The organism is Lactobacillus sp. 23-2, assembly GCF_044902225.1.
GTDB classification, from domain to species: Bacteria; Bacillota; Bacilli; order Lactobacillales; family Lactobacillaceae; genus Lactobacillus; species Lactobacillus absianus.
In genome coordinates this window covers 64,437-88,884 of sequence record NZ_JAOQBX010000005.1, presented here as the reverse complement: position 1 = coordinate 88,884, position 24,448 = coordinate 64,437, and the positions used below count along the sequence as shown (strand labels likewise).

Genomic DNA, 24,448 nt, shown 5'->3' with positions numbered 1-24,448 from the left:
TTTCAAGTAGCCATTGAAGGAAATCAGTTTTTGATTGGCTTGTGAGAAAATTAGCTGATTTTCGGTTCAGTTGGGGACTTTTCGGGAATGGAGCACGAAATTTTTGACTTAGCTTTGGAATTTTAGAAGTTTAATTCCCGAAAGGTTACCCAACTGCAGCGTTCCCACTACAAAACAAAAGCCCCGCCACCAATGGTGACGAGGCTTTATCGCTATTCATCTACAATTGCTGACTGACGTACTTGGCGATGGCCAGCTCGCTGTTGACCAGGTCGCCATTGATCACCTTGGTCTTGATGTCGTTCAGCAGCGTCCCCATCTTTGGACCAGGGCGCACGCCTTGGGCGATCAGCCAGCGGCCGTCAATGGCCAGATCGTCGCTGTCCTTAATTGGCAGCTTCTGGTAGCGGTCCAGCAAGGTCTTGGAGTCAACCGGCTGGCCCAAAATGAAGGCCGCGTCAATGGCGTCATTTAAATTCAATGCCCCCATTTCAAACAAATCGACGTCACTTGGACTTTGCGCCAGCTTGTCAAAAGCGGCCGCAATCCCCTTCACCTTGCGGGTCATGGCATTAGAGTTCTTCCAGTCCTTCATGAACCCGCCGATAGCTTTTTCCGGCAAATTCAAAAGGATGACGATCAAGGACCAAAGCACCCGCTCACTGGATGGACTGGCCTTTAAGCTGGTAAAGACGGTCAACTGGTCCTTTTTTCCGGCAAGGTGGGGACATTCTTCGCTTAATCCCGTGTCCAAAAATTCCGCGAAAGCCCGGCGGGCATCAGGGCCAGTTCCCATCTTGACGAACTCTTCCCGGACTCTTTCAATGCTGATCTTGCTCAAAAGCTCATGGTTGTCAACAATGGCTTGCCGAGTCCGTCCTTCCAAAGAAAACTGCAGCTGGCTCATGAAACGGACGGCCCGCATCATCCGCAAGGCATCCTCATGGAAGCGCTCCTCAGCCACGCCCACGGCCCGGATAACCTTCTTGTCCAAGTCGTCGAGGCCATGGAAGAGGTCAACGATCTCCCCTTTGGTGTTCATGGCCAGGGCATTGATGGTAAAGTCCCTCCGCTTCAAGTCCTCGTCTAGATTCTGCACGAAAGTCACCTTGTCTGGCCGGCGGAAGTCCTGGTAGCCCGATTCCGTCCGGTAGGTGGTAATCTCGTAGCTCTCGCCGCCATACAGGGCAGTCACGGTCCCATGCTGGATCCCGGTATCAATCGTGCGATCAAAGCATTTCTTGACTTCTTCTGGATAAGCGTTGGTCGTGATATCGACGTCATGGATGTGACGCCCCAAAAGGAGGTCTCTGACGCAGCCGCCGACGAAGTAGGCCTCAAAACCGGCCTGCTCCAAGGTCTGCAAGACTGGCAGGGCCTTGACGAACAATTCTGGCAATTGATTAATTTTCATTAACTTCTCCATTCAAGCTGATTTTTGTTAAAATTGAAGACGCATGGGGTTAAGGAAAGGAGACGACAACAATGCGCAAGTCAAAATTTAAATGGACTGGCAGAAATACCTTGGATATGGTGATGATCACGCTTGGGAGCGCAATCTATGCCTTCAGCCTGGACATGATCTCCATTCCCAATCATCTGGCTGACGGGGGACTGTCAGGCTTTACCCTGATTATCCGGCACTTCACGGGGATCAACCCCGGGATCAGCACCTTCGTCTTGAACATTCCCCTGCTCATCATCGGCTTCAAGTTCCTGGGCAAGCTGGCAATGCTCTACACTATCTGGGGAACCTTCTGCCTTTCCTTCTTCTTGAGTGCATGGTCTTACCAAACTATTATAGAACAACTTCCCCTCCATCACGACCCCTTCCTGGCGGCAGTGATGGCAGGGTCGCTTTCAGGTCTGGGCCTGGGCCTGGTCTTTCGCTACAACGGGACGACCGGGGGCAGCGACATCGTCGCCCGGGTCATGCAGACCGCGCGCGGGGTTGAGCCAGGCAACGGGCTGCTGCTCATTGACTTCTTAGCTCTGGCCTGCTCTTTGTCCTACCTGGACCTGTACCACGTGGCCTACACCATGGTTTCCTGCGTCCTGCTCAGCACCGTCTTGAGCAAGGTCGTAGCCGGCGGGACCCAGGCCAAGGGGGCCTTCATCATCTCGCCAAAGTACAAGGAGATCACCAAGATGATCGACCTGGAGCTCGACCGCGGCTTTACCTTCATCAACTCTGAAGGCGGCTACTCCAACGAAGAGCAGCACCTGATCTACCTGGTCATCAATACCAAGGAGATCCCGCTGCTCAAGCAGATCGTCAAAAACGAAGACCCTAACGCCTTCATGACCATTTTTGACGCCACGGAGGCGATCGGCGAAGGCTTCAGCTACAAGGCTAAAAAGACCAGCCTCTTCTCGCGCAAATAGCTTTAATCAGCGGCACTTTGCCGCCATGACAAAAATCCCGGCTCCAAGCAAAGTGGAGCCGGGATTTTTTAACAGGGAAAATTTCTTCATGATTGCTTCTTGGCTAGTCGCCTGGCTTGAAGTTGCTTACAGCCGCGCCGACTTTTTCGTGGACCCGGACGTCGGTCGCGCCAAGCTTGCACAGATCAATGTCGTCTCTCATGTGGAACTTGCCACCCTTGTGTTCTACGACTGCTGCAGTGATTTTCATTTATTTTTTCTCCTGACTAAGATACTTAATTTATCTTTTCAATTGTCAGTATATGACAGCCCTACATCGCTTCAATAAGAAATAGTGATTTTTTCACATCTTTGGCATGACTTTTTGTGCCAAATAAAAACAGGCTAATCATGCGATTAGCCTGTTGCGATTTATATCTTTTCTTTATTAAATAACTAGTGTATTTTTAGCTAATTGTCGTCATCCCGGTTGCCAAACTCGTTCTGCCCAATCCGCCGGTCGATTTCTTTCAGCTTCTGCTGAAACGGCCTCGTCAAGAGCTGCATAAGGCGAATCAGGTCCAAGTGCCCGCTCTTCTGCCAGTCGGTGGCCAGCAGGTAGCCGCTCAGGTTGTGATCATCATCATAAATCGGCACGCCCAAGAGCCGCTTGACGCCCTTTTTATGCAGGAATTCGGCCTGCTTCTGGAAGCTGCCGTTCCCTTCAGCCAGCTTACGGACATCGCGTAAGAGGACATAGCCCTGTTTTTGGGCTTGGTCTTCCAAAGGCTGGATGAAACCATACTCCAGCTCTTCAGCATCATCGCCCAAAAGTCCGCCGCCCTGCTTGCTCCACTCATAATCGACGGAGAAGCTGTGCCGGTCGGTTCTGATGACTTCTACATGACTGGCCCCGGCCACCTCACCGATCTCGCCCAAGGCATCCTTGATATTATGGTAGAACTGGTGGCCGTTGAAAAGCAAGTGGGTCACACGGAAGCATTCCTCATCCGTGACCGCCGTCTTCAAGGCTGATTCATTGCCGCTTTGAGTCACTGGCTCAAAAATCGTCACCGTGCATCCCGGCAAGACCGCGGCTTTTGAATAATAGTTGGTCCAAGCCCGCAGCGCCCGGTTGTAGCAGCCGCCAGTGACGAGCTTGCCCCAAAGGGCTGGCGCCAAGAGCTTGAGCCACTCTTCCCGCTCGCCGTAGAGCTGGGCATAGCGCTTGCCCAAGAGGGCATGGCGGCTGACGCCCAGGCGCTCGCAGAACTGCTCGTTGGCAAAGACCAGGATCGCGTCTTCCACCTTGTCGCCATAAGCGTTAAAGACCGGCTTGGTGACCACGAATGGCAAGGGCAGGTCCAAATACTCATTGAACTCGCTGACCGGGTTCTGGTCCTCTTCTTTTTCCCGCTCGTCAGCCCAAGCCCGGTCGACGGCCAATTGGACCGCCTCTTGACTGTAGCTGGCCTCGCTTGCCTGGGCCAGACCGGTCCGCACGTTCAGTTGGCAGTGGACGCCGTTGATGTCGCTTACTTCTTCAATGGCTTGTTTGATTTCCGCCGTTTCTGCCGCCAGCTCCTCTTTAGACAAGGTATTGGTGGCAATCACGAAAGCCGCTCCCCGCATCCGGGCAACCAGATTGCGCTTGGCCAAGTGCTCATTGATAAGCTTGGCACAGATCATGATCAGCTTGTTGGCAAAGACCGAGCCGTTGTTGATCTTCATCCGGTCAAAGTCGGCCACCTCAATCCAAGCCACGCAGTATTCCCGCTGGTTCTGCTTCCAGTAGTCGTCGTACTGGACTAAACGCGCGGCTAAGCCGTTGCCGTCCAGGAAGCTGGTCATGGCATCAGCTTCTGAGATCTTGCCAGGGAAGACCCGCTCCTTGCTGGAAAGCGCCGCGTCCAGATCTTCAAAGTAGCCAACCAGGCCAACGATCTGGCCATGGTCAAAAATTGGAAACTTGCAGGCCATAATATGGCTGGTGATCCCGTTGAAGACCTGGGTCGTCTGGGCATTGATGACCGGCCGGCCTTCTTGCAGGACCCGCAGCTCATCGTCTCTAAACGGTCCATTGTCCTTGTGCCAGCCAATCTGGTCGTCAGTCTTGCCCAGAACGGCATTCTGGCTGGCAAAGCCATAGTACTGGAGGAAGGCCCGGCTGACGCCGACAAAGCGGCGCTGCGTGTCCTTCCAGAAGAATTTGAGACTGGATTCATGCTGCAAGGTCTTCCAGACCTCATATTCAACGTTGTCAATGGACGTATCCAGCCCCCGGCGGCTGCTCATATACATTTCTTCCAGCAAGGAGACCTTCAGCCGCTCGTCTTCCCGGCTGTCCACCTTGACCATCAGCATGAATTCTGCATCGCTGATCTGCACCAAGGTATATTCGCCCCAGTTGTAGAGCTCGCCGCTGACCTTGGTCCGGAAGTTTTCCGTCAGCCAGTTGCGCTTTTGGGCCTTCAGCTTGCCAACGATCTGCCGGTAGCTTAAGAAGTCACGCCAGCGCGGCAGGTCATCGCGGTGGATGCATTCGCTGCCATAGAATTCCGCGGCACTGGCCAGGCCGCTCAAGGTCTGGCCCTGACTTTCCCCGACCAGGTCACTGGCCACGACGCGGACTTGGTCGCTGGCAAAGTCCAGATCATAGATCCGGCTGAAGATCGGCAGCACGTTTTTCAAGGACTTGTTCAAGTCCAGCTGCCGGCTTTCCTTTTGGCTGATGGTCCCATCGATCTTGGTCAAAAGGACGCAGCCCTTGCGGGCTTGGGCAACCGGCTTGAAAGAGAACTGGAAGTAGCGTCCGCCTGAAATCACGATGGAAACGCGCTTGGCGTTGCTTCTGACGGCTTTTTCCGCCAGGCCGTGCAGGATGCTTGAATCAGCCAGGCGGTCGTTTAAGCCGGCTGACGCCAGCAAGTCCTTAAAGCGGGCATTGCCATAGATTGGAGCAAAGCTTATTCCATCATAGAAGTAGATGGCCAATGGCTCAGGGGTAATCAGATCGATCAGGCCAACCTTGGCAAAAATCTGGGCTTCCTCCGGCGGTTCAATTGGGATTTCCTTAAAGGCCAAATGCGCCAGCAGGTCGTCCAGTGCCTGCGGCTTGCCGAAGTAGTAGCCTTGGATCCGTTCGCAGCCCGCATCCTTCAAGAAGCGGAACTGCTCTTCAGTCTCCACCCCTTCAGTCAGGGTATGAATTCCCAAGGACTTGGCCATGGAGATGGCTTTGGTGACGATCTTTTTGGAGCGGTCATTCAAGTTGCGCATGAAGCCCATGTCAATCTTGATTTCGTCAAAATGAAAGTCCTTCAAGGCATTCAAGGATGAGTAGCCGGAGCCAAAGTCGTCCATCCAAACCTGAAAGCCCAGATCATGGAAGCGGCCGATGGCTTTAGAGATCTCCTCCCGGCTCTGCATGACCGCGGTTTCCGTGATTTCCACGGCAATCAGGCTGTGGCGCAGGCGATAGCGGTCAAGGACCGCTGCCGTTTCCGCTACCGGGTCAACGGCATTGAAGTCAGAACGGGAAATATTGATGGAGACCGGAACCACCGGCAGCCCCTGGGAAAGACGAGCGTCCAGCATCTGGCAGACCTGCTTTAAGACGAACAGGTCCAGTTTGTAGGACAGGTCGGCGTCTTCAAGAACCGGCACGAAGTCTCCAGGCGAGATTATTCCGTATTTAGGGTCAATCCAGCGGCTGAGAGCTTCCACGTTACACATTTTTTGCGATAAAGTCCGCACTACCGGCTGGTAGTAGACCTGGATCCAGCCCTTGGCGATGGCTTCGTCGATATGGTGGAGCACGTGCTCTTGCAGCCGGTGCCTGTGATCCAATTTCTCATCATAAAAGACGATGCCTGATTTGTAGGGATCAGCCAAGCTCTCACAGGCAACTCGGGACTGGTTGCAGGCCTCGTCAAAAGTCAGCTTGTCAGGGTCATAGCCGCTGACCCCAACCCGGATCTCCCGGCGGCTTCTGACCTCATCGATGATCTCCTGCAATTTGGCATTGAGGCCAAAGTCCACGGCATAGGCGTAGAAGCGGTCTTCACCTGACCGAGTGCAGGCATTCTCGCCAAAAGCCCGGGTCAATTGGCTAGCGACAAAGCGCAGGAGCTCATCGCCCTTTTTGAAGCCGTATTGGTTGTTGTAATCCTTCATCCCAACCAAGTCAAAGGAGATGACCGAGGTCGACTTGCCCAAGCCGTGCAAAAGGGCGGTCTGCGTCTGGCCAACTTCTTGAAAAGAGCGCAGGTCAAGCAGACCGGTCAAGACGTCGCGGTTGAGCTCGATCGGGGTTACGTAGCAGATCAAAAGGCCGCTTTCGCTTAAGGGCGCGCGGCGGATTTCCAAATTGACGATGTGCTCCTGGCCATGGCGGTCGGTCAGGGTCATGTGGTCAGCCTTGCCGCTGTTGGCACTGACAATTTTACGAAAAGCGTCCAGGTTTTGGGCGACCACCATTTTTTCTGGCTGGTTGTCCAAATACTCGTTCAGTTCTTCCAAATTGTCACAAGCCAATAGCTCCAGCAGGCGGGCATTAGCGTAGACCAGGCGCGGCAGCTGTCCTTGATTCACCTGCAAAACCAGGAAGGGTTCGCGGATATAGCTGAAGGTTTGGTCGATCAGTTGCTTTAGGTTTGGTTTCTTAGTCATAATGCTCATCTTGTTTCTTTATACGATTGCCGGAAATGCTGGCCTGGTATCCGGCCAATCAGCAGCATTCGTTTCCAGATTTTGTCATGCTCTTAGTAAGATTATAACTTGAAATAGTTGTTGTTTAAACCGCTTTATTTTTTCAAGCTCATGGACACGCAAAAGAGTCTGGGAAAAACTCTAACGAATAAAAAAGGCTTCTAGAAGCGTAAAACTTCTGGAAGTCTTTTCATGTATCTCAAATCACAGCAGAGAGCTGCTGAAGCTCAAAAGTACTCAACTGCCACGTTTTTCCCAGACTCTTTGACTAAAGCATTTCTTCTTGCGCGAACTGGCTGTGGTAGAGCTGGCTGTAAAAGCCCCCCTTTTCCAGCAGCTCCTGGTGTCTTCCCCGCTCGATGATCCGTCCGTCCTTCATCACCAAGATCAAGTCGGCATTGACGATCGTCGACAGGCGGTGGGCCACGACGAAGGAGGTCCGCCCGGCCATCAGCCGGTCAAAAGCTTGCTGAATCAGCATTTCCGTCCGCGTGTCGATGGAGCTGGTGGCTTCATCCAAAATCAGCATTGGCGGCTTGAGCAGCATTACCCTGGTAATGCAGAGCAGCTGCTTTTGCCCGCCGCTCAGGCTGTCAGCGGTCAAATACGTGTCCAGCCCTTCCGGCAGGCGGCGGATAAAGCCCCAGGAGCGGGCTTCCTTGGCCGCGGCGATAATTTCTTCATCCGTGGCTTCCGGCTTGCCAAAAGCGATATTTTCCCTGACCGTCCCCTCTTCCAGCCAAGTGTCCTGCAAAACCATCCCAAAGTTCCGGCGCAAGGAGTGGCGGGAAACTTCGTAGATGCTCTTGCCGTCGATCATGATTGAGCCCGAAGCGGCATCATAGAAACGCATGAGCAGGTTGATCGTAGTCGTCTTCCCGCAGCCAGTCGGACCAACCAGGGCAATCCGCATCCCCGGCTTGGCCTCCAGGTTGAAGTCTTGAATCAGCGGCTTGTCTGGCACATAAGAGAAGTTGACCCCATGCAGGTCCACCTCCCCTTTGACGCTGCCCAGGTCCTCGCCAAGCTCTTTTTGCCCCTTTTCCAGGCTGGCAGCCATGGCTTCCGGCTCTTGGTCGATCAAGGCAAAAACGCGGGCCGCACAGGCCATGGCGTTCTGCAGCTCGGTCACGACGGAGCTGATATCGTTAAAAGGCTTCATGTACTGGTTGGCGTAGTTAAGCAGGACGCTCAAGCCCCCAACCGTCAGCTGGCCGGCCATGATCAAGAAGGCTCCTGCCAAGGCCACCAGCGCGTAGATCAACGAGTTGATGAAGCGCGTTGCCGGATTGGTCAGACTGGAATAGAAAGTCGCGGCCTGGCTGTACTTCTGCAGGTCGGCATTGATCTTGGCAAAACGGCCTGAAGCCCGCTTTTCATAGCCAAAGGCCTTGACGACCTTGACCCCGCCGACCATTTCTTCAATCAGGGCGGTCTGCTGGCCCCGGGTGTCCGTCATTTTTTTGAACATCTGGTAGGAATGGCTGGCAATGAACTTGGCCACCAAGAAGCTGACCGGGGTCAAAAGCAGGACCAGCAAGGTGACCGGCACGGACTTGGAGAACATGAAGAACAAGGTCGCGGCAATGGTCACTATCCCCGTGAACAGCTGGGAGAAGCCCAAAAGCAGGCCATCAGAGATCTGGTCCACGTCGGCAATGATTCTGGAGACGATGTCCCCGCTTGAATGCTGGTCCAGGTAGGCCAAAGGCAGCTGCTGGATCTTGCGGATGGCTTTTTGGCGAATGTCCTGAACGGTCCAATAGGCCAGCTTGTTGTTGATGATCCCCATCACCCAAGTCGCGGCCGAAGACAACAGGACCAGGATCAGGATCCTGGCGAGCAGGCGGGTGATGGCAGCAAAGTCAACGCGCCCTTGGGCAATAATCTGGTCAATCGCGTCACCGAATAAAACCGGCACGTACAGCTGCAGCAAAACGGAAATTCCAGCCAAAATGATGCTCAAAAACAGCAGAATCCGGTAGCTGCTCAGCAGCCGCAGCACCCGCTTCATGGCTTGCCATGAAGACATGCCGTCGGCTTGGCCGCCAACTTTATTTTCGGCTTTTTTCCTATTATTTTGGGTAGTTTTCCCCATCGGTCAGTCCACCTCGCTTTCCAATTCAGGCAACTCCCAATCCGGGAACTGGGAGCGGATGATTTCCCGATAGACTCGGCAGGTCTGCAGCAGGGTCTGATGCTGCCCCTTCCCCACCAGGCGGCCATCGTCCAAGACCAGGATCTGATCGGCCTGCATGATGGACGAGGCGCGCTGGGAGATGATAAAGGTCGTCGGCTTGGGCAAAAGGTCAGCCACGCTCTGGCGGAGTCGGGCTGCCGTAGCCAGGTCAAGGGCGCTGTCACTGTCATCCATGATCAGAACCGGGGACTGCTTGACCAGAGCCCGGGCAATGGTCAGACGCTGCTTTTGCCCGCCTGACAGGTTCCGCCCCTCCTGCTCAATCTTAAAGTCCAGCTTCCCCGCCTTGTTTTCAACCACGTCGCTGGCCTGGGCCAGCTTGATTGCGTTCCACAGCTCCTGGTCGCTGGCCGCTTCCTTGCCCAGGCGCAGGTTGTCCCGGATGCTGCCGGCAAAAAGCTGGGCTTTCTGGGGCACCACGGCCACCTGCTGGCGCAGCTCTTCCTGGGTCAAGTCGGCAACTGCCTGCCCGCCGATGGCAACCTCGCCCGCATCCGCGTCGTAGAATCTGGCAATCAGCGCTGCCAGACTGGACTTGCCGGATCCCGTCCCGCCAATGATGCCGACCGTTGAGCCGGCAGCCGCTTCAAAAGAGATGTCCGAAAGGGCTGGCGCGCTGGCTTCCGGGTAAGTGAAGGTCACGTTTTTGAAGGAAACGCTGGCATCAGCCGGCCTGGCCGCATTTTTTTCCGGATAAGTCTGGACCGGCTCGATGCTAAGGACCTGGTCAACCCGGTCAGCGCAAGCCAGGGCCCGGTTGATGGTGATGATCAAGCTGGCCAATTTGATCAATTCGACGATCATCTGGGCCAAATAGTTGTACAAGGCCACCACTTGCCCCTGCTGCATGGCGCCGCTGTTGACCTGGATGGCGCCAACGTAGATCAAGATGATGGTCGCGATGTTGATCAGGGCGTAGGTCAGCGGATTCAAGGCGGCCGCCAGGCGGCCGACGAACTCATTCAGCTTGGTCATGGCCGCGACCTTCTGGTCAAACTTGGCCACTTCCGCCCCCTCCTTGCCAAAGGCCCGGATGACCCGGACCCCGGTCAGGTTCTCATTGGTCAGTCGGGTGATCTCATCCAGTCTGGCCTGGACCTGCCGGTAGAGCGGGATGGACACCAGCATGATGCCGAAAACGACCAAGGCCAACAGCGGAATTGCCGCCAGAAAGATCAAGGCAGCCTTAAAGTTGATCGTAAAGGCCATCACCATGGAGCCAAAAACGATGAAGGGACTTCTGAGCAAGAGCCGCAGGGCCATGTTCAAGCCTGTCTGCACCTGATTGATGTCGGAAGTCAACCGGGTGATCAAGGTACTGGGGGCAGTCTGGTCCAGGTTGGCAAAGCTCAAGGATTCCACCTTGTCAAAAGCCGCCTGGCGCAGCTTGGTCGCAAAGCCGACGCTGGCTTTGGCGGCAAACCACTGGGCCGTGACCGAAGACGCGATCCCCAGAACCGCCAGCAGGACCAAGAGTCCGGCCTGCTGGAAGATGTATGGCTGGTTGTGCTGCTTGATCCCATAGTCGATGATCTGGGCCACGACGATCGGCACTAGCAAATCAAAAAGAGCTTCCAGGAGCTTAAACGCGGGCGCCAGGATGCTCTCTTTTTTGTAATCAGCCAAATATTTGCTGAGATTTTTCATTTTTCACAATTTCCATTTCTAAATATTATCTTGCTAAATTTTAGCATACTTTCCTGAAAGACAGATTCTGATTTCACTAGTATTTGAATGAACTTTGTGATCCCTTCCAGCAAATTTTTCAATATCATTTTTCGTCCTAAAGAAATTAAATTTAACCTTTTTTCCTTTGCTTTTAAGAAGAGGGTTCTATAATATATAAAATACTGGTACTGTCTCCGGACAGGCCAAGGCGCTTTTTGGACAAGCAGGCTAAAAAGCTTGGAAAATCGAGGCATTTGGCCTAGGCCAAAGTGACTGCCAGCAGACCTGAAAAGGAGTGGCCGACCGGCAACATTATTCCCATTTTGTCATCAGCCTTTTTATTCTTTTCTTCAGCTGGAATAAAAAACTTATTTGATCAGCTTTTGCTTGTTTTCCAAAAAAATCGGGCTTTTGGAAAATAATTTTTTCTTTATGTCAGACTTGAGATATGATTATTTTTGGATCGCTAGCAGCAAATTGGGCACTTTTGCGAGCGATTTGCATTCATTATTAGAATTAGGAGCTAACTGAATTACCGTGAGAATTGAACACTTAGAAATTTTCATCAATGCGGCCCAGACGCAGAGCTTTACCAAGACCGCGGAGAACATGAACATGTCACAGCCAGCCGTTTCCTTGGCCATTTCTTCAATTGAGAAGCAGCTCGGCTACCAGCTCTTCAGCCGTTCCCGCCGGAAGATGATTCTGACCCCTGCCGGCAAGAGCCTTTACAACAGCATGAAGGCCGAGCTGGATGGCTACCGCATTGCCCTCTCCAAAGCCAAGCGGATTGCCATGGCTGAGGGACAAACCATCTTGCGGATCGGCCTTTTGGGCATGCCAGCCGAGCAGGTCATCATCCCCCGCATCCTGCGCGAGTACAAGACCCTGCACCCAACGATGAACTTTGAATACTATGTTGAAAAGCATGCCGACCTGATGAATAAGCTGGCCGCCCACGAGCTGGACATGGTCCTGACTACCTCGGAAGCCATTCCCAAGGCTTCCGGCTTCAGCCACACCGACCTCTGCCAGATCGAATGGTGCGCCGTGATTCCAAAGTCTCACGCTTTTGCCGGCAAGCAGAGCTTGAAGCCAAGCGATCTTGATGGCAACGACCTGATCTTCCTGGACTCCTCCTGGGCTCCGCCGGTGATGTCGGCCCTGCAGGAGAAATTGGAGCAAGAATGCGCAAGCAGCCGCATCTTCTTCGCCAACAACGTGGTGGCCCAGTCAATGATGGTCCTGACTCAGCAGGGAATTGCCGTTCAGCCTTTCGCGGCCGGAGCAACGGCGGCCTACGGCCTGCAGAAGATTCCATTTGACTTCGACGTCAGCGCCAACGCCTCAACTTTGAGCCTAATCACTGCCGACGACCGGGAAAACCCTGACGTTGATGCCCTGCTCAGCTGGATGAAGGGACAGGATCTCAGCAAGTAGCAGCTTAATATACAGCAAATTTACCTTAAAAATGACGAAAAGCCAAGGCTTATTTAAGTCTTGGCTTTTTGGTTGCAGTCAGCGCAGATATATCCTAGCTTAGTGCATGTTCTTGTAGGCCGCCCGGCAGGCATCCAGCATCCGGTCGATGTCAGCTCCGCCGTAGAGGGGATACTCCAGCTTGCGCAGAAACTCCAGGGAAAAGCCCTGGGCCAAGTCCTCCTCGCATTTTCTGGCCTCTTGCATAAAGTCGGTTGCTTCCAGCTCTTTCAAGGTCTGACCGGCAACATATCCCGGCTGATGCAGGATCGAATCGGCCGGCCACTTGGGCTTGGCAGCCCCATGCCGCTCATTGAGCTGCTGCAGGTAGAACTTGATGGCCCAGTTGTGCGTCAATCCAGCCTGCAGGTCGTGCTTGGCCTTGCCTGGCCTTGAAGCAACGTCGAACAGGAAGCGGCAGGGAATATTGCTCGTCCGGAAAGCCGCCTTCTGGTCGGCAAAGGCAAAATCCACCATTGGACAGAGGCCAACCAAATCCAGCGGCCGGTGGCGAAAACTATAAAAACTGAAGTAAGCATAGCTGCCGCAGGAAATGATATGCCGCTCCTTGATGCCCAGCAGGCTAAGGGTATAGTCATGCATATACATTTCCGTATTGGTGAACTGCCGCTCTACGCGGGCAAGCAGGAAATTGACCGAGCGGACCGACAAGACCACGCCGGCCTGGCGGTCATAGATCACGGTCCGATAGATGCCATCAAGCGGCTTGTCCCGCAGGTCATAGGCCGCGAGGAACCCTGGCCCCATCCGGTAGCCGGCGTCAGTCACGCTCTGCGCCAATTCTTGCTTTGAAAATCGGTAGATTGAGTCGTGGCTGATCGCGATGCACGGCGGCTTATCCCAAAAACGATGACAGGACATGCTTGGCTTTGATGACATATTTTTTCTCTCCTTTGCACAATTATCCATTAATCAGGACAACCTATTAATTTTTTCAAAAATAAGATATCAAAGCTCCGGCGTGAATGCAAGCGCATTCTTAGAATAATCTTCAGCAACAATAAAAAACATAAAAAGGCACTGACAGAATGCCTGTCAGTGTCTAAGAACAAGGTCAAAAATATTTAATGCTTAAAGAAAATCAGGCAAGATTCGTTAATCTTTAACTTGCAGCTGCTGGCGGACCTCCGCTACTTGCGCCTGCACGGACGCGGGACTCGGCCCGCCGAATGACTTCCGCTTTTCTAGGCAGTTGTGGAGATCGATCGCCTGGTAGACGTCTTCTTCAAACAGGGGACTGAACTGCTGCAGCTCAGCCAAAGGCAGGTCTTCCAAGACAGTCTCCTCCTTGATGCACTTAGCCACCAGCTGGCCGGAAAGATGGTAGGCATCCCGGAAAGGCAGTCCCTTCTTGGTCAGGTAGTCCGCCAGGTCGGTGGCATTGATGAAGCCGCGCTGAGCCGCCTTGAGCATGGCGTCTTCGTTGGCCTGCATGGTCTCAATCATGGGGATGAAGGTGGCCAGGCACATTTTGACGCTGTCGACCGCGTCAAACAAGCCTTCCTTGTCTTCCTGCATGTCCTTGTTATAGGCTAGCGGCAACCCCTTCAAGGTGGTCAAAAGGCCCATTAAGTGTCCATAGACCCGGCCAGTCTTCCCCCGGGCCAATTCCGCCATGTCCGGGTTCTTCTTCTGCGGCATGATAGAGGAGCCGGTCGTGTAGGCATCATCCAGGGTCACGAAGTGGAATTCCCAAGATGACCATAAGACGATTTCTTCGCTCAGCCGCGACAGGTGCATCATCACCATTGCCAGGTCGCTTAAGTCCTCCACGACGTGGTCGCGGTCGCTGACCCCATCCAGGCTGTTGGGTACCGGCCCGGCAAAGCCCAGCAAGGAGGCCTCATAGAAGCGGTCCGTGTCATAGGTCGTCCCCGCCAAGGCACAAGAGCCGATTGGGTCATAGTTCATCCGCTTTTCCATGTCAGCCAGGCGGCTCTTGTCGCGCATAAACATGTAGGCATAAGCCATCAGCTGGTGGCCAAAAGTAATTGGCTGGGCCCGCTGCAGGTGGGTGTAGCCGGGCATCAAAGCCGCCTTGTATTCTTCCGCCTTGTCGCACAGGGCTGACACCAGGTCAGTCAAGAGCTGCTGGATGGCCTGGTTTTCCTTGCGCATGTACAAGCGGATGTCCAAGGCCACTTGGTCATTTCTGGACCGGGCCGTATGCAGCATTTTTCCATCCGCCCCGATCCGCTCCGTCAGAACTTCTTCAATGAACATGTGGATGTCTTCAGCAGTAGGGTCAAAGTCAAGCTTGCCCTGGTCCAGGTCAGCTTCAATCCCTTCAAGGCCCTTGATGATGTCCTTGGCTGAGTCTTCCGGGATGATCTCCTGCTTGGCCAGCATCTTGGCGTGGGCGATTGAGCCCGCGATGTCTTCCTTGTAAAGCCGCTGGTCAAAATGAATCGATGAATTGAAGTCATCCGCGATTTGGTCCGTCTTGCCAACCGTCCGGCCAGCCCACATCTTTTTCATGGCAATCTCCTTCGTCAAAAATCTCCGTCACGCTCTGCTTCTACTATATAAAGCAGCTGGCCTACTTGTTGCCCTTCTTGGCATCAAGACGGGCTTGAACGGAGATTGGCAGACCAAACAGGTCGATGAAGCCGCCGGCTTCCGCCTGGTCGTAGTCAGAAGCATCAAACGTTGCCAGTTCTGGTGAGTAGAGGCTGTCCTCTGAACTTGCGCCGGCCTTGATGATGTTGCCCTTGTAGAGCTTAAGCTTGACCGTGCCGTTGACGGCTTCCTGGGTCTGGTCGACAAAAGCATCCAAGGCATCCTTCAAAGGCGTGAACCATTTGCCATCGTAGACCAGCTCGCCGTAGGTGATGGCCAGCTTGGCCTTCTCGTGCTGGACTTCCTTGTCCAAAGTCAGGGTTTCCAGGTATTCATGGGCAAAGTAGAGGATGGTCCCGCCAGGAGTTTCATAAACGCCCCGGGACTTCATGCCGACCAGCCGGTCTTCAACCAGGTCCAGAATGCCGATTCCATTCTCCCCGCCCAGCTTGTTTAAGGCCAGGACGATCTCTTTTGGAGTCAGCTGCTGGCCATTCAAGGCAACGGGCAAGCCCTTGGCAAAAGTCAGGCTGATGTAGGTTGGCTCATCTGGAGCATCAATTGGGGAAACGCCTTCTTCCAAAAAGCCGGGCTTTTCATAGCTTGGCTCCAGGCTTGGGTCTTCCAAGTCCAGCCCTTCATGGCTCAAGTGCCAAAGGTTCTTGTCCTTGGAGTAGTTGGTCTCCTTGGTGATCCGCAACGGCACGTGGTGGGCGGCGGCGTACTCAATTTCGTCTTCCCGGCTCTTTAGCTCCCATTCCCGCCAAGGCGCAATGATTGGCATGTCCGGCAAAAAGTGCTTGATGCCCAGTTCAAAACGAACCTGGTCATTGCCCTTGCCAGTCGCGCCGTGGGCAATGGCATCCGCCCCTTCCTTGATGGCGACTTCAGCCAGCCCCTTGGCAATCAAAGGCCGGGCGTTGGAAGTGCCCAGCAGGTAGCCCTCGTATTTCGCATCAGCCTTCAGGCAAGGCATAATGTAGTCGTTGACATATTCATCAGTCAGGTCCAGGACGACCAGCTTGGAAGCGCCGGAATTCTTGGCCTTCTCCTCCAGTCCGTCCAGTTCATCCCCTTGACCCACGTTGGCGGAAACCGCGATGATTTCCGGGTTGTCATAGTTCTCCTTCAGCCAGGGAATGATCACCGAAGTGTCCAAGCCGCCGCTGTATGCCAATACGATCTTCTTAATCTTGCTCTTGTCAATAGTCATAATTAATCTCCTGATATCTGAATCTGCTGGTTCTCTTTAAGTGCTTGCTTGTCCTGTTGCTCTTCCTTGATTCTTGCCTCATCTTGCTCACCTCATCTAAAAATTGCCTGGCAATCAAAAATCGCCCCTTTGCCTAATGCAAAAGGACGATTTGAATTCGCGGTACCACCTTAATTCCCGGTCAGACCATGCGGTCTGTTCCGGACTCTCTTGCCCTATATCGCAGAGCTGCGGCGGCTGCCTCAATTTCATCAGCCGCGCTCCCGGCCGCGTTCCCCAGTCTGGCCTTGTTTCCTCACAACTACGAAACTCGCTGAAAAGGTCAGGGGCCCAGGTACTATTGCCATCGCTGATTGATTTGTTATTGAGTATTTTAACATGATTTTAATTTTGCGCAAGAGCTTTTTGCAATTTAGCACCGCCGCTTTGACTATGAACGGTAACTAGAGTATTCTTAGAACTATGATTAGTTGTAATCATCTTTAATCAGGAAGTCTAATAAGCACAATGAATACAGATAAAATTAAAATTTTCCTTGATTTGGCGGAAACGCTCAATTTCTCCCGGACCGCCTTAAACATGAACATCACTCAATCCGCCGTATCCCAGTCGATCTCCTCGCTTGAGAAGTATCTGGGCACCAAGCTCTTCTACCGCAACCGCAAGAAGGTCTCCTTGACTCCAGCCGGGCGGCTCTTCTATTCGGGGATGCACCCGGTCTTGACCCAGTTTGGCAAGGCCGTCATTCATGCCCGGGAAGTTGCCCAGTCAGTCAAGACCATGTTGACCATCGGCTTCAGCGGCACTCCATATGACGTCTACGCCTTGGCGGAATTGATCAAGGACTTCCGCGAGGACTACCCGCAAGTCAAGGTCTTCCTTGAGAACTACGACTACCGCACCTTGGTCGAGCGCTTGAAGCAAGGCTACTGTGACGTCATCTTGACCAAGCCCGAGACCTTCAGCGAAAGCAACGAAGTCGGATTTGACTACCAGTTTCTGGCCAAAAGCCGCTACTGCGTGGCCGTCAGCAAGGATTATGACTTCAAGGGCCAGCAGCCAGTATGTTTTCAAGACTTGGCCAATGAGCGCCTGATCTTCCTGGATCCGCGCTGGTGCCTGCCGGTGCAGAATGCCCTGCAGACCAAGCTCACCCGCGAGTTTCCTGAAGTCGACTACACGCTTGCCAACAACATCGTGGATTTTTCCGAAATGATCCGGGCCGGGCTTGGCGCCGGCGTAGCTTCGCCTTTAGCCGTTGACCCGCGCGACGAAGACGTGCGGCTCTTGCCGCTAGCCCAGGAATATACGACTGAGTTGGGCATTGCCAGCCTTGAGGGGCACAAGTCAGAAGCCGCCGCCAATTTCATCGACTGGCTGGTCAAGCATGATCTGCCCGCAATGCACCCAGTTGAACAGGATTAGGAGGCAGTTATGAACACAGAACATCTGGCAATTTTCATCAATTTGGCAGAAACCCTCAGCTTTTCAAGAACGGCGCTCAACATGGGCGTTTCTCAGTCAGCCGTGTCCCAGACCATTTCCTCAATGGAAAAGTTTCTCGGAGCTGACCTCTTCTACCGCACCCGCAAGAAGGTCTCCCTGACTCCGGTCGGCGAAGCCTTCTACAAGGACATCAAGCCCATCCACCACGGCTACTTGGACACGATCCGCAAGCTGGAGCAAATGAGTGCTGAGTCCAAGAGCAAGATCCGCGTTGGCATCAGCGGAACCATGTACGAAGTTGCCGGCCTGTCCCAGGCCATCAGCAGCTATAGCGCGGAAAATCCCGATGTCCAGTTCTTGATTGAGCAGCACAATTACCATGAACTGGTCACCAAGCTCAATGAAGGCATGCTGGACCTGATCTTCCTGCACAAAGACGCTATCGCCAACCAGGCCAACATCAACTTTAAGCCCCTGCTTGTCGGCACGTACGCGGTCACTTTCAAGAAGGGCGCCTTTAAGGGCTCAGACAAGCTGCAAATCAGCGACTTGGCCGGCCAGCGAGTGGTCTTCTTGGAAGACAGCATTGCCAGTCCCAGCCTGTTTGCCTTGCAAAAGAGCCTGTGGCAGAAGGTGCGTGATCTGCAGATCGTTTCCGCCAATTCAATGCCTTCAGCCATTTTGAGCATCCAGTCCGGCATGGCGCTCGGCATTCTGCCAAGCACTGCCCTGCCGCTTGACCCGGAGCTGACTGTTCTGCCGCTTGAAGGAGCGGGCAAGGCAGCTGAATACGGCTGCGCGATCCAGGCCAGAACGATGTCGACCGTTGCTATCGACTTCCAGGGCTGGCTTGAGGCCGGCAAGATGGCTCCAGTTCACGAACTTGGCTAGCCAAAGCTGAGACATTTTAAACAGATTTGCTAATTAAAAAGACATGACTTGGATCATGTCTTTTTAATTTACATGAGGATTTTTTATAATGATCCAAGCCCTAACTATTCGGATTTGGATCATTTTTGCACGGTGATTTTCAGCCGGTGCCCTTCGGCTTCAACCGAGCCATCCGCGAACATGGCCTTGACCGACACCTGCCTGCTCCCGGCCTCTTGGAAGTCTTCATAAGTCTTTTCGTCCGCGTCCATGACCATGAGATCATGGATCTTGCCCTTGACCGCTTCATAATTGGCCAGGACGGCCTGCCCCAGCAGCGCTTGAAAGTCAGCCCGCTCGTTGCAGCGGGCCGGAAAAGGCTGGGCGGCATTCTGGTAGAGCAGCTTGGTCTGCCGGGCCTGCCCCCACAGCGGGATTTTGATTTGCACCGGCACCTGGTCCAGGCTGCGGTCAGGGTAGCGGACTAGTGCCACGCCCTCATGCAGGCCTGGGGTCGCGAAATCGCCCGCGCTGATCCCAGTCAGGGTCATTTCCGTCCCTTCAGGCAGCTTGGCGCGCTGATGGGCGGCCAGGAGGGCTCCATAGGCAAATTCTGGGTCAGCTTCTGCCGCTGGCGGCGTGCAATTTTGCTCCAATTCTGCCGGCGAATAAAGCAAAGTCTTGGCAAAATCGGGTGCAAACCGCTCCGCCATGGCCTCTGGCCGGGCCTTGACCTGGACAAGCACCCGCTTCAAGTACTCAAAGCCGTCGGCATATTCCACGTAAAGATAAGCGGTCTGCCGGCCCGGAAGCTCTGGCTGAAAATAGCGGTGGCAGCCAGGATCAGCTGCCACTTCCAAGCGGACCGCCTGTTGCTTGACCTGGGCCAGGTTCTGCACCAGCGCCGCTAACAAGCGCCCTTGAACCTGGTAAGCGTCGGCATCGTAATCCGCCGCCAGCACGATCTGGCTCTTGACACGCGGCAGGCATCTGGCTTTGCCGGATGCCTTTTTTGCTGAAGCTATTGTTGAAGCTTTGTCTGCTTGTATCTCTTTGCTTCTAGCCCACTTTCCTGTTTTGTCTGCGTCTTTTGTTTCTGCTGTTTTTCCTGTGCTTTCCGCGGCATTTTTTCGCCTGGCTGCTTTGCTGGCCGCTGGCCTGGCTTCTTCCCTTGCCGGCCGATTCTTTTCGCCTGCTCCGCTGCTTGAGCTGCAGGCTGCCAGGCTGGTCAGCAAGAAGATGGCCAGGATGAGGCCTTGCCACTTGCTCTTCATTTGCTTCCTCCATTTCTATGCTGCTTTCTTGGTCCGCAAGCTCAGTTTACGGGATCCGCCTTAAGAAAAGCCAGCCTGTTTGGACAAAATTTGGGGCTTATATAAAAAATTGCTTAATTTTCTTAACAGCCACCTTTTCTATGTAAAAAAGGCTGGCAAGCTCATTAATGCTTGCCAGCCTTATTCTTATTCATTGCCAGTCAGATTCTGCTTGGCGGTAACGGCTTCGTCCCATGGCAAAAGCTCATCCTGCCTGCCCTCAGGATGATACTGGGCCAGCCAGTGGTCAAGCCGCTTCTGTGAAACGGGGACCAGCTTGAGCCATGCCCGCTTGCGGATGCCCAGGCTGGTCAAGTCGCCGGCCTGGACCTTCTTTAGCGCCGCGAAGTCGCATGGATCGTACAGGCCTTGAAAGGCTTCCCCATAGAACTTGACTTTGACCCCTAAGAAGACCACCAAGTGGGCGGCCGCAGCCTGGCTGACCGCCAGCTTGTCGCTCAGTTCCGCCAAGGCAAGGCAGTCCGCCATTGGCGTGCTCTTGACCGGAAAGCGGTAGGACTTGCGCCAGTCCAAGGCCCGTCTGGGAATTTCTTCCCCGCGGTCGGTGAACTCCCCTTCAAGCACCGCGATGTCCTCATCATACTGGCGGATCAAGTCAGCCTGAAAGGCCTTCAGCTTGACCTTGATTTTCATGTTGGGCTGGTAGTCCAGTCCGGCTTCTTTGGCGCTCTGCTCAGCAGTGTCCGTGATCAGGCTGGCAAAAATAATCCGCCAGCGCTCAGCCCGCTTCTCATCCAGCAGACGGGTCAATTCTTCTTCCGTCATCTCTTCAACTGCCTTGGTCATGCCTTGCCTCCGAAATTAATGCTTCAGGGCATTGGCCAGGGACTTGAAGCGCTTGTCGCCGGTCTTGAAGTCCCGGACCAGCCACTGGAAATTGCCCTCGTACTTGCAGTAAAGGTAGCAGTATTCAACATAGTCGCCCTGGTCTTCCGTGGCCCGGTCGAAAACTTCCGTGTCCGCGTAAGTCTCAATGATCTTGTCATCTTCATGGCTGTCGCGCCAGTAGGAATGGCTGCTGGCCGGAGTCTGGCCCAAAGTCTTCAAATCGCCCAAGTTGACCAGGTCCAGCACCTGCTCATAGTCCTGGTAGCTGTCCAGCAGGGTCTTGCCGGCCTGGGCCAGCTCCCCGCCATGTTCAAGCAAGACCGCGCTGACGGTATTGTCCTTTTCCTGTACGGCAATCATGCACTGGGTATCTGTCATATTATGCTCCTTGTAATCAACTATTTGAAAAAGTGGAAGAAGCCCCGCTTCTCCTTGTTCTTTTCCTGGTCTTCCTTTTCCTTGGCGGCTTGGGCCGCCTTGGCTTCAGCCAGCTGGTCCTGCAGCTGCTGGATCTGCTCGGCCTGCTTGCGCTTCTCGTCAGCCTCCCGCTCCTGCTCTTCCTGCCGCTTCTGCTTTTCAGCGACCAGCTGGGCGTTTTCCTGGGTGACCTGCATCATCTTGTCCATCATTTCCGCGTTCTTCTTCAGATATGGCGCGATGTTGGCCCCCATAGTCTGGCCCTGCACTTCGGCCGCGGCCTTGGCCTTTTCCATTTCAAAGCGCTCAGCCGCGATCCCGGTCGCCTTCTCATAGCGCTCGGTCAACAGGTGGTTGCCCTGCCACATGTCCATGTTGGCAAAATTGATGGTCAGCCCCTGGCTGTCGAAAGTCTTGCAGATCTCAGCTGCTGATGGTAAGTAGCCAAAGTAGCGCTGGATGTCGTTCTTATTCGGGAAGACGCGGGCCGGCACCGTGCAGTCCGCGGCATCCCTGGCAAAGGTGATCTCCCGCAGGGTAGCCTCATCGTGCAGCAAGATGCTCCAGTTTCTTCTGCCTAAGTCATCGGCCAGGTTGTAGTTCTTCATGTTGAAGTAGTACTTTGTCTCAGTGTTGACCAGGTCATACTCCTTGACCAATTGCCAGAAGGCATGCTTGACCGGGTATAAGAAGTCGCGCTTGAGCTTCAGGTAGTCGCTGTCGGTCATGTTCTCCACCCAGCGATCGATCTGTCTGGTCAGATAGAGGAAGAGGGCATTGTTCAGCCAGTGGCCGTGGTTGTCGGTGTTCCCATCCAGGTATTCAAAGAAGTGGATGTCGGCATCGGTCTTCTTGCGGAACTGGTTGCCCTGGCTGATGACGTAGCCGCGCCGGCCAACTTCGGCCAGGAGCTCGATGTCCTTGCCCTTGGAGTTCATTGAAAAAATCGCGACCGGCTCAACGCCCAGCTTGTCGCCATGGCGGTTGGACCGCTTCTTCAAGAAGGTCTGGGCAGCAGCTGAGGAGAACAGGGAAACCTCTGGGTCATCAATGCAGATTGGGGTGATTGACGAATCCACGTCCATGTAGCGGTCAGTAAAGCTCCAAATGTTCTTGTTGATGACCTTGGAGTTGGAGCTGTAGGCGCTGGCCCGGTCCTGCTTGGTCAGGCTCTTGCCGGCCAGCAGCTTCTTTCTGACGGCTGCCGTCATCCCAAAGAGCTTGTCTTCTGAACTGGCCTGTACGATCGACTTGGTGTTGCCAATCGTCAGGTTTGAAGCAATCTTGAGCAGGGTTGACTTCCCCGTCTCCCCTTGCCCAATCAGGCCGACGACGATCGGCACGTCTTCCACGATCCCGTTTCGTTGGTCAATGGCCTGTCTGATCTTCCAGATGCTGCCGCTTTCCAGGACGTACATCAGGAATGAAAAAGCAGCCTGGGATTCGTTGTCCTGCTTGCGGTCGCGGTAAAAACGCACGATGTCGAAAATCGCGGAGACGTCCTGGCGGCTTGGCTTAGGCACGACCACTGGCGTCTTCTGGTAGGAGTCCACGTCCGGCTTTTCAATGATCGTCCCCGTTGCTTGGTCCTGCAGGTACATGGGCTTTGGGTAATGGGCCGGCTCATCCGGCAGGGAAATGGCTTCCCCGTCAAGCACGTCGCCTTTAACGGCCAGCTTGGCCAGCTTAGTCCCAAGTTCCTCATCAGCCAGCAATTGCTCCGCGCTTTCCAGCTGCTTGGGGTCAATTGCCTCCTTGATCTTCAGCAGCTTGACGGCCGAGCGAAAGCGGCGGTTTTCCGCCCCATGGCGCAGCTGGGCTTGTCTGGCGGCTTCTTTAAATGAGCTGACCGGCTCTTTCAAAATCAGGTCGGCCAAGCCGGAGGCCTTGAACAGGACCTTGGCCCGGTCAGCGTCATCGGCTTTGGCGTATTCCTGCAACAGGTCGCGGGTTAAATAAGGCTTGGCCGCCTTCTGCTGGGTCAGCCAGACCTGCTGGAAGACCGCCCAGTCCTCGTCGCTTTCTTCTTTCTCCCCATAGCTGACCAGCATCAAGTCGCGGCTCCCGCTGTAGAGACGCCATTGGCCATGGTCTTCATTGGACAGCATCAGCAGGCTGAAGTCAGCCGCCGGAATCCAGCGAACGGTCAGGCTGCCATCTAAGAGCCGCTTTCTGCTTGCTTCATGGGACTCATCCAAGGCCGCCAGATCCCGCGCCAGATTCTGGGCCAGGGTCAGGTCGGGCAGATGCCGGCTGGACAGCGGCACCAGCAGGTCAACCTGCTGGAATTTGGGCAAAAAGACCTGCTCGACCAATTGCCAGTCCAGGTCGGGCATGATCGCGGCAAGGCGGGAAAATTTCTCCGTCGTCTGCTGCAGGTCTTCCAAGAAGCCATGCTGGATGATGAGTTTTCGTTGGTTGTCAATAATTGCTGCCATCTTTTTATCCTAAAATCGATTCTCTTGCTTAATTTATTCACGCGCCGCCAATGCTTGCCGCCGCGCGGATGTAAACCTTGTCATTCAAATTATAGCACCGAACCCGCGCCCTCTACCAGTCACCGCATGATTCCCTGCCAATGGTCTGCAAAATAAGGTATGATAAAGGAAAACATTAACGAATAAAAGCGAGGAGCGGAGCGACATGACTATACAACAATTTCTAATCTTAGGCTGGACTGGCCTGGGCGTCTTGGCCGTTTTTGGCATTTGCTGGATCTACGGTCTGTTCACGGACCTGCCGCGGATCCGCTTCTTCTGCGACGTCATGATGGTCGCGGCGCTCTTCATGATGCTGATCGGCTTTGGCGGCCGGGCCAAGCAGCTGCGCCTGGCGCAAGAACGCAAGGCCGCCATTATCCGCCAGGCCAAGGCATATGACCAAACGGGCGCCAAGCTGCTAAAGCAGCTGACGACGGTCAAGAAGCAGACGGATGGGATTCAGCAGCACGTGGCCGGCAAGTGGCAGCAGTCGCTGACTGATTACCAAGCCGCCGTCAAGGCCCAGCAAAAAAAGAAGAAGCGAAGCAAAAAGCTGGTCTACAACCCTTCCAAGGTCGTCGGCGAGGCCATGACGGACAAGAGCAAGTCCATCAAGTCCTGCCAAAAACAGCTGAAAGCAGCCGGCAAGCTCTTGGGCAAGCTTTACCAGCAGCGCAAGAACAAGAAAATCACGGTTCCATACCAGGACTACTCCGCGGCCTTGACCCAGACCGTCAAGTACTACAACAGCGCCGTCACCGTCAACAAGCAGACCTGCCGCAAATACATTGACAAGAACCGGCAAGCCGCCGAAAAGACGCAAGCTGCCTTGGCCAAGCTGGACCAAGACTAGGAGTCG

The 24,448-nt window shown here is 54.2% G+C and carries 17 protein-coding genes; 5 read left to right on the top strand and 12 right to left on the bottom strand.

Annotation, left to right across the window (positions count from 1 at the left end; all coding sequences use genetic code 11):
- Nucleotides 1–220 precede the first annotated feature (220 nt).
- Nucleotides 221–1,414, bottom strand: coding sequence for a CCA tRNA nucleotidyltransferase (locus tag OCH80_RS03310; RefSeq protein WP_404537863.1), 1,194 nt, complete (start codon nucleotides 1,412–1,414; stop codon nucleotides 221–223).
- A gap of 71 nt (nucleotides 1,415–1,485) precedes the next feature.
- Between OCH80_RS03310 and OCH80_RS03305 the strand changes: the two genes are divergently transcribed.
- Nucleotides 1,486–2,385: a YitT family protein gene (locus OCH80_RS03305; protein WP_404537861.1), complete on the top strand. Its 900-nt coding sequence runs from the start codon at nucleotides 1,486–1,488 to the stop codon at nucleotides 2,383–2,385.
- A 103-nt stretch (nucleotides 2,386–2,488) separates the two neighbouring features.
- Here OCH80_RS03305 and OCH80_RS03300 read toward each other — a convergent pair whose 3' ends face one another.
- The 4 genes from OCH80_RS03300 to OCH80_RS03285 all read right to left on the bottom strand — a co-directional run bounded on the left by OCH80_RS03300 (nucleotide 2,489) and on the right by OCH80_RS03285 (nucleotide 10,921).
- Nucleotides 2,489–2,635, bottom strand: coding sequence for a hypothetical protein (locus OCH80_RS03300; RefSeq protein WP_404537859.1), 147 nt, complete (start codon nucleotides 2,633–2,635; stop codon nucleotides 2,489–2,491).
- A 200-nt stretch (nucleotides 2,636–2,835) separates the two neighbouring features.
- On the bottom strand, nucleotides 2,836–7,035 hold the full coding sequence (locus OCH80_RS03295) for an EAL domain-containing protein (RefSeq protein ID WP_404537857.1): 4,200 nt from the start codon (nucleotides 7,033–7,035) through the stop codon (nucleotides 2,836–2,838).
- A gap of 307 nt (nucleotides 7,036–7,342) precedes the next feature.
- Complete coding sequence (locus OCH80_RS03290) at nucleotides 7,343–9,106, bottom strand: ABC transporter ATP-binding protein (RefSeq protein ID WP_404537911.1); 1,764 nt, start codon at nucleotides 9,104–9,106, stop codon at nucleotides 7,343–7,345.
- 69 nt (nucleotides 9,107–9,175) lie between these two features.
- On the bottom strand, nucleotides 9,176–10,921 hold the full coding sequence (locus tag OCH80_RS03285) for an ABC transporter ATP-binding protein (RefSeq protein WP_404537855.1): 1,746 nt from the start codon (nucleotides 10,919–10,921) through the stop codon (nucleotides 9,176–9,178).
- Nucleotides 10,922–11,479: 558 nt separating this feature from the next.
- Here OCH80_RS03285 and OCH80_RS03280 point away from each other — a divergent pair.
- On the top strand, nucleotides 11,480–12,382 hold the full coding sequence (locus OCH80_RS03280; RefSeq protein ID WP_326832011.1) for a LysR family transcriptional regulator: 903 nt from the start codon (nucleotides 11,480–11,482) through the stop codon (nucleotides 12,380–12,382).
- Nucleotides 12,383–12,481: 99 nt separating this feature from the next.
- On the opposite strand, the gene OCH80_RS03275 is transcribed toward OCH80_RS03280, so the two are convergent.
- The 3 genes from OCH80_RS03275 to OCH80_RS03265 form a co-directional block, all read right to left on the bottom strand.
- Entirely contained in the window at nucleotides 12,482–13,321 is an 840-nt protein-coding gene (locus OCH80_RS03275) for a hypothetical protein (RefSeq protein ID WP_154548987.1), read from the bottom strand.
- A gap of 216 nt (nucleotides 13,322–13,537) precedes the next feature.
- A complete protein-coding gene (gene argH / locus OCH80_RS03270; RefSeq protein ID WP_404537853.1) occupies nucleotides 13,538–14,920 on the bottom strand; it encodes an argininosuccinate lyase in 1,383 nt (460 codons plus the stop codon).
- A 61-nt stretch (nucleotides 14,921–14,981) separates the two neighbouring features.
- A complete protein-coding gene (locus tag OCH80_RS03265) occupies nucleotides 14,982–16,214 on the bottom strand; it encodes an argininosuccinate synthase (RefSeq protein ID WP_404537852.1) in 1,233 nt (410 codons plus the stop codon).
- A gap of 507 nt (nucleotides 16,215–16,721) precedes the next feature.
- Here OCH80_RS03265 and OCH80_RS03260 point away from each other — a divergent pair.
- Complete coding sequence (locus OCH80_RS03260; protein ID WP_404537850.1) at nucleotides 16,722–17,639, top strand: LysR family transcriptional regulator; 918 nt, start codon at nucleotides 16,722–16,724, stop codon at nucleotides 17,637–17,639.
- 9 nt (nucleotides 17,640–17,648) lie between these two features.
- The gene (locus tag OCH80_RS03255) at nucleotides 17,649–18,551 is read left to right on the top strand and encodes a LysR family transcriptional regulator (RefSeq protein WP_404537848.1); all 903 of its coding nucleotides are present in this window, start codon (nucleotides 17,649–17,651) and stop codon (nucleotides 18,549–18,551) included.
- A 119-nt stretch (nucleotides 18,552–18,670) separates the two neighbouring features.
- Here OCH80_RS03255 and OCH80_RS03250 read toward each other — a convergent pair whose 3' ends face one another.
- The 4 genes from OCH80_RS03250 to OCH80_RS03235 all read right to left on the bottom strand — a co-directional run bounded on the left by OCH80_RS03250 (nucleotide 18,671) and on the right by OCH80_RS03235 (nucleotide 23,547).
- The gene (locus tag OCH80_RS03250; protein ID WP_404537846.1) at nucleotides 18,671–19,804 is read right to left on the bottom strand and encodes a Rib/alpha-like domain-containing protein; all 1,134 of its coding nucleotides are present in this window, start codon (nucleotides 19,802–19,804) and stop codon (nucleotides 18,671–18,673) included.
- Nucleotides 19,805–19,990: 186 nt separating this feature from the next.
- Nucleotides 19,991–20,650, bottom strand: coding sequence for a hypothetical protein (locus tag OCH80_RS03245; RefSeq protein WP_206989149.1), 660 nt, complete (start codon nucleotides 20,648–20,650; stop codon nucleotides 19,991–19,993).
- Between the two features lie 15 nt (nucleotides 20,651–20,665).
- Complete coding sequence (locus OCH80_RS03240; RefSeq protein ID WP_154548981.1) at nucleotides 20,666–21,070, bottom strand: hypothetical protein; 405 nt, start codon at nucleotides 21,068–21,070, stop codon at nucleotides 20,666–20,668.
- 20 nt (nucleotides 21,071–21,090) lie between these two features.
- Nucleotides 21,091–23,547, bottom strand: coding sequence for a hypothetical protein (locus OCH80_RS03235; protein WP_404537844.1), 2,457 nt, complete (start codon nucleotides 23,545–23,547; stop codon nucleotides 21,091–21,093).
- A gap of 205 nt (nucleotides 23,548–23,752) precedes the next feature.
- Between OCH80_RS03235 and OCH80_RS03230 the strand changes: the two genes are divergently transcribed.
- Nucleotides 23,753–24,442, top strand: coding sequence for a hypothetical protein (locus tag OCH80_RS03230; RefSeq protein WP_404537843.1), 690 nt, complete (start codon nucleotides 23,753–23,755; stop codon nucleotides 24,440–24,442).
- Nucleotides 24,443–24,448 lie beyond the last annotated feature (6 nt).

Bases quoted from the DNA above. Each gene is read 5' to 3' on its own strand.
- OCH80_RS03290 (WP_404537911.1), bottom strand. From the start codon at position 9,106: ATGTCTTCATGGCAAGCCATGAAGCGGGTGCTGCGGCTGCTGAGCAGC.
- OCH80_RS03230 (WP_404537843.1), top strand. From the start codon at position 23,753: ATGACTATACAACAATTTCTAATCTTAGGCTGGACTGGCCTGGGCGTC.
- OCH80_RS03260 (WP_404537850.1), top strand. From the start codon at position 16,722: ATGAATACAGATAAAATTAAAATTTTCCTTGATTTGGCGGAAACGCTC.
- OCH80_RS03295 (WP_404537857.1), bottom strand. From the start codon at position 7,035: ATGACTAAGAAACCAAACCTAAAGCAACTGATCGACCAAACCTTCAGC.
- OCH80_RS03285 (WP_404537855.1), bottom strand. From the start codon at position 10,921: ATGAAAAATCTCAGCAAATATTTGGCTGATTACAAAAAAGAGAGCATC.
- OCH80_RS03300 (WP_404537859.1), bottom strand. From the start codon at position 2,635: ATGAAAATCACTGCAGCAGTCGTAGAACACAAGGGTGGCAAGTTCCAC.
- OCH80_RS03250 (WP_404537846.1), bottom strand. From the start codon at position 19,804: ATGAAGAGCAAGTGGCAAGGCCTCATCCTGGCCATCTTCTTGCTGACC.
- argH (WP_404537853.1), bottom strand. From the start codon at position 14,920: ATGAAAAAGATGTGGGCTGGCCGGACGGTTGGCAAGACGGACCAAATC.
- OCH80_RS03305 (WP_404537861.1), top strand. From the start codon at position 1,486: ATGCGCAAGTCAAAATTTAAATGGACTGGCAGAAATACCTTGGATATG.
- OCH80_RS03245 (WP_206989149.1), bottom strand. From the start codon at position 20,650: ATGACCAAGGCAGTTGAAGAGATGACGGAAGAAGAATTGACCCGTCTG.
- OCH80_RS03255 (WP_404537848.1), top strand. From the start codon at position 17,649: ATGAACACAGAACATCTGGCAATTTTCATCAATTTGGCAGAAACCCTC.
- OCH80_RS03265 (WP_404537852.1), bottom strand. From the start codon at position 16,214: ATGACTATTGACAAGAGCAAGATTAAGAAGATCGTATTGGCATACAGC.
- OCH80_RS03310 (WP_404537863.1), bottom strand. From the start codon at position 1,414: ATGAAAATTAATCAATTGCCAGAATTGTTCGTCAAGGCCCTGCCAGTC.
- OCH80_RS03275 (WP_154548987.1), bottom strand. From the start codon at position 13,321: ATGTCATCAAAGCCAAGCATGTCCTGTCATCGTTTTTGGGATAAGCCG.
- OCH80_RS03240 (WP_154548981.1), bottom strand. From the start codon at position 21,070: ATGACAGATACCCAGTGCATGATTGCCGTACAGGAAAAGGACAATACC.
- OCH80_RS03235 (WP_404537844.1), bottom strand. From the start codon at position 23,547: ATGGCAGCAATTATTGACAACCAACGAAAACTCATCATCCAGCATGGC.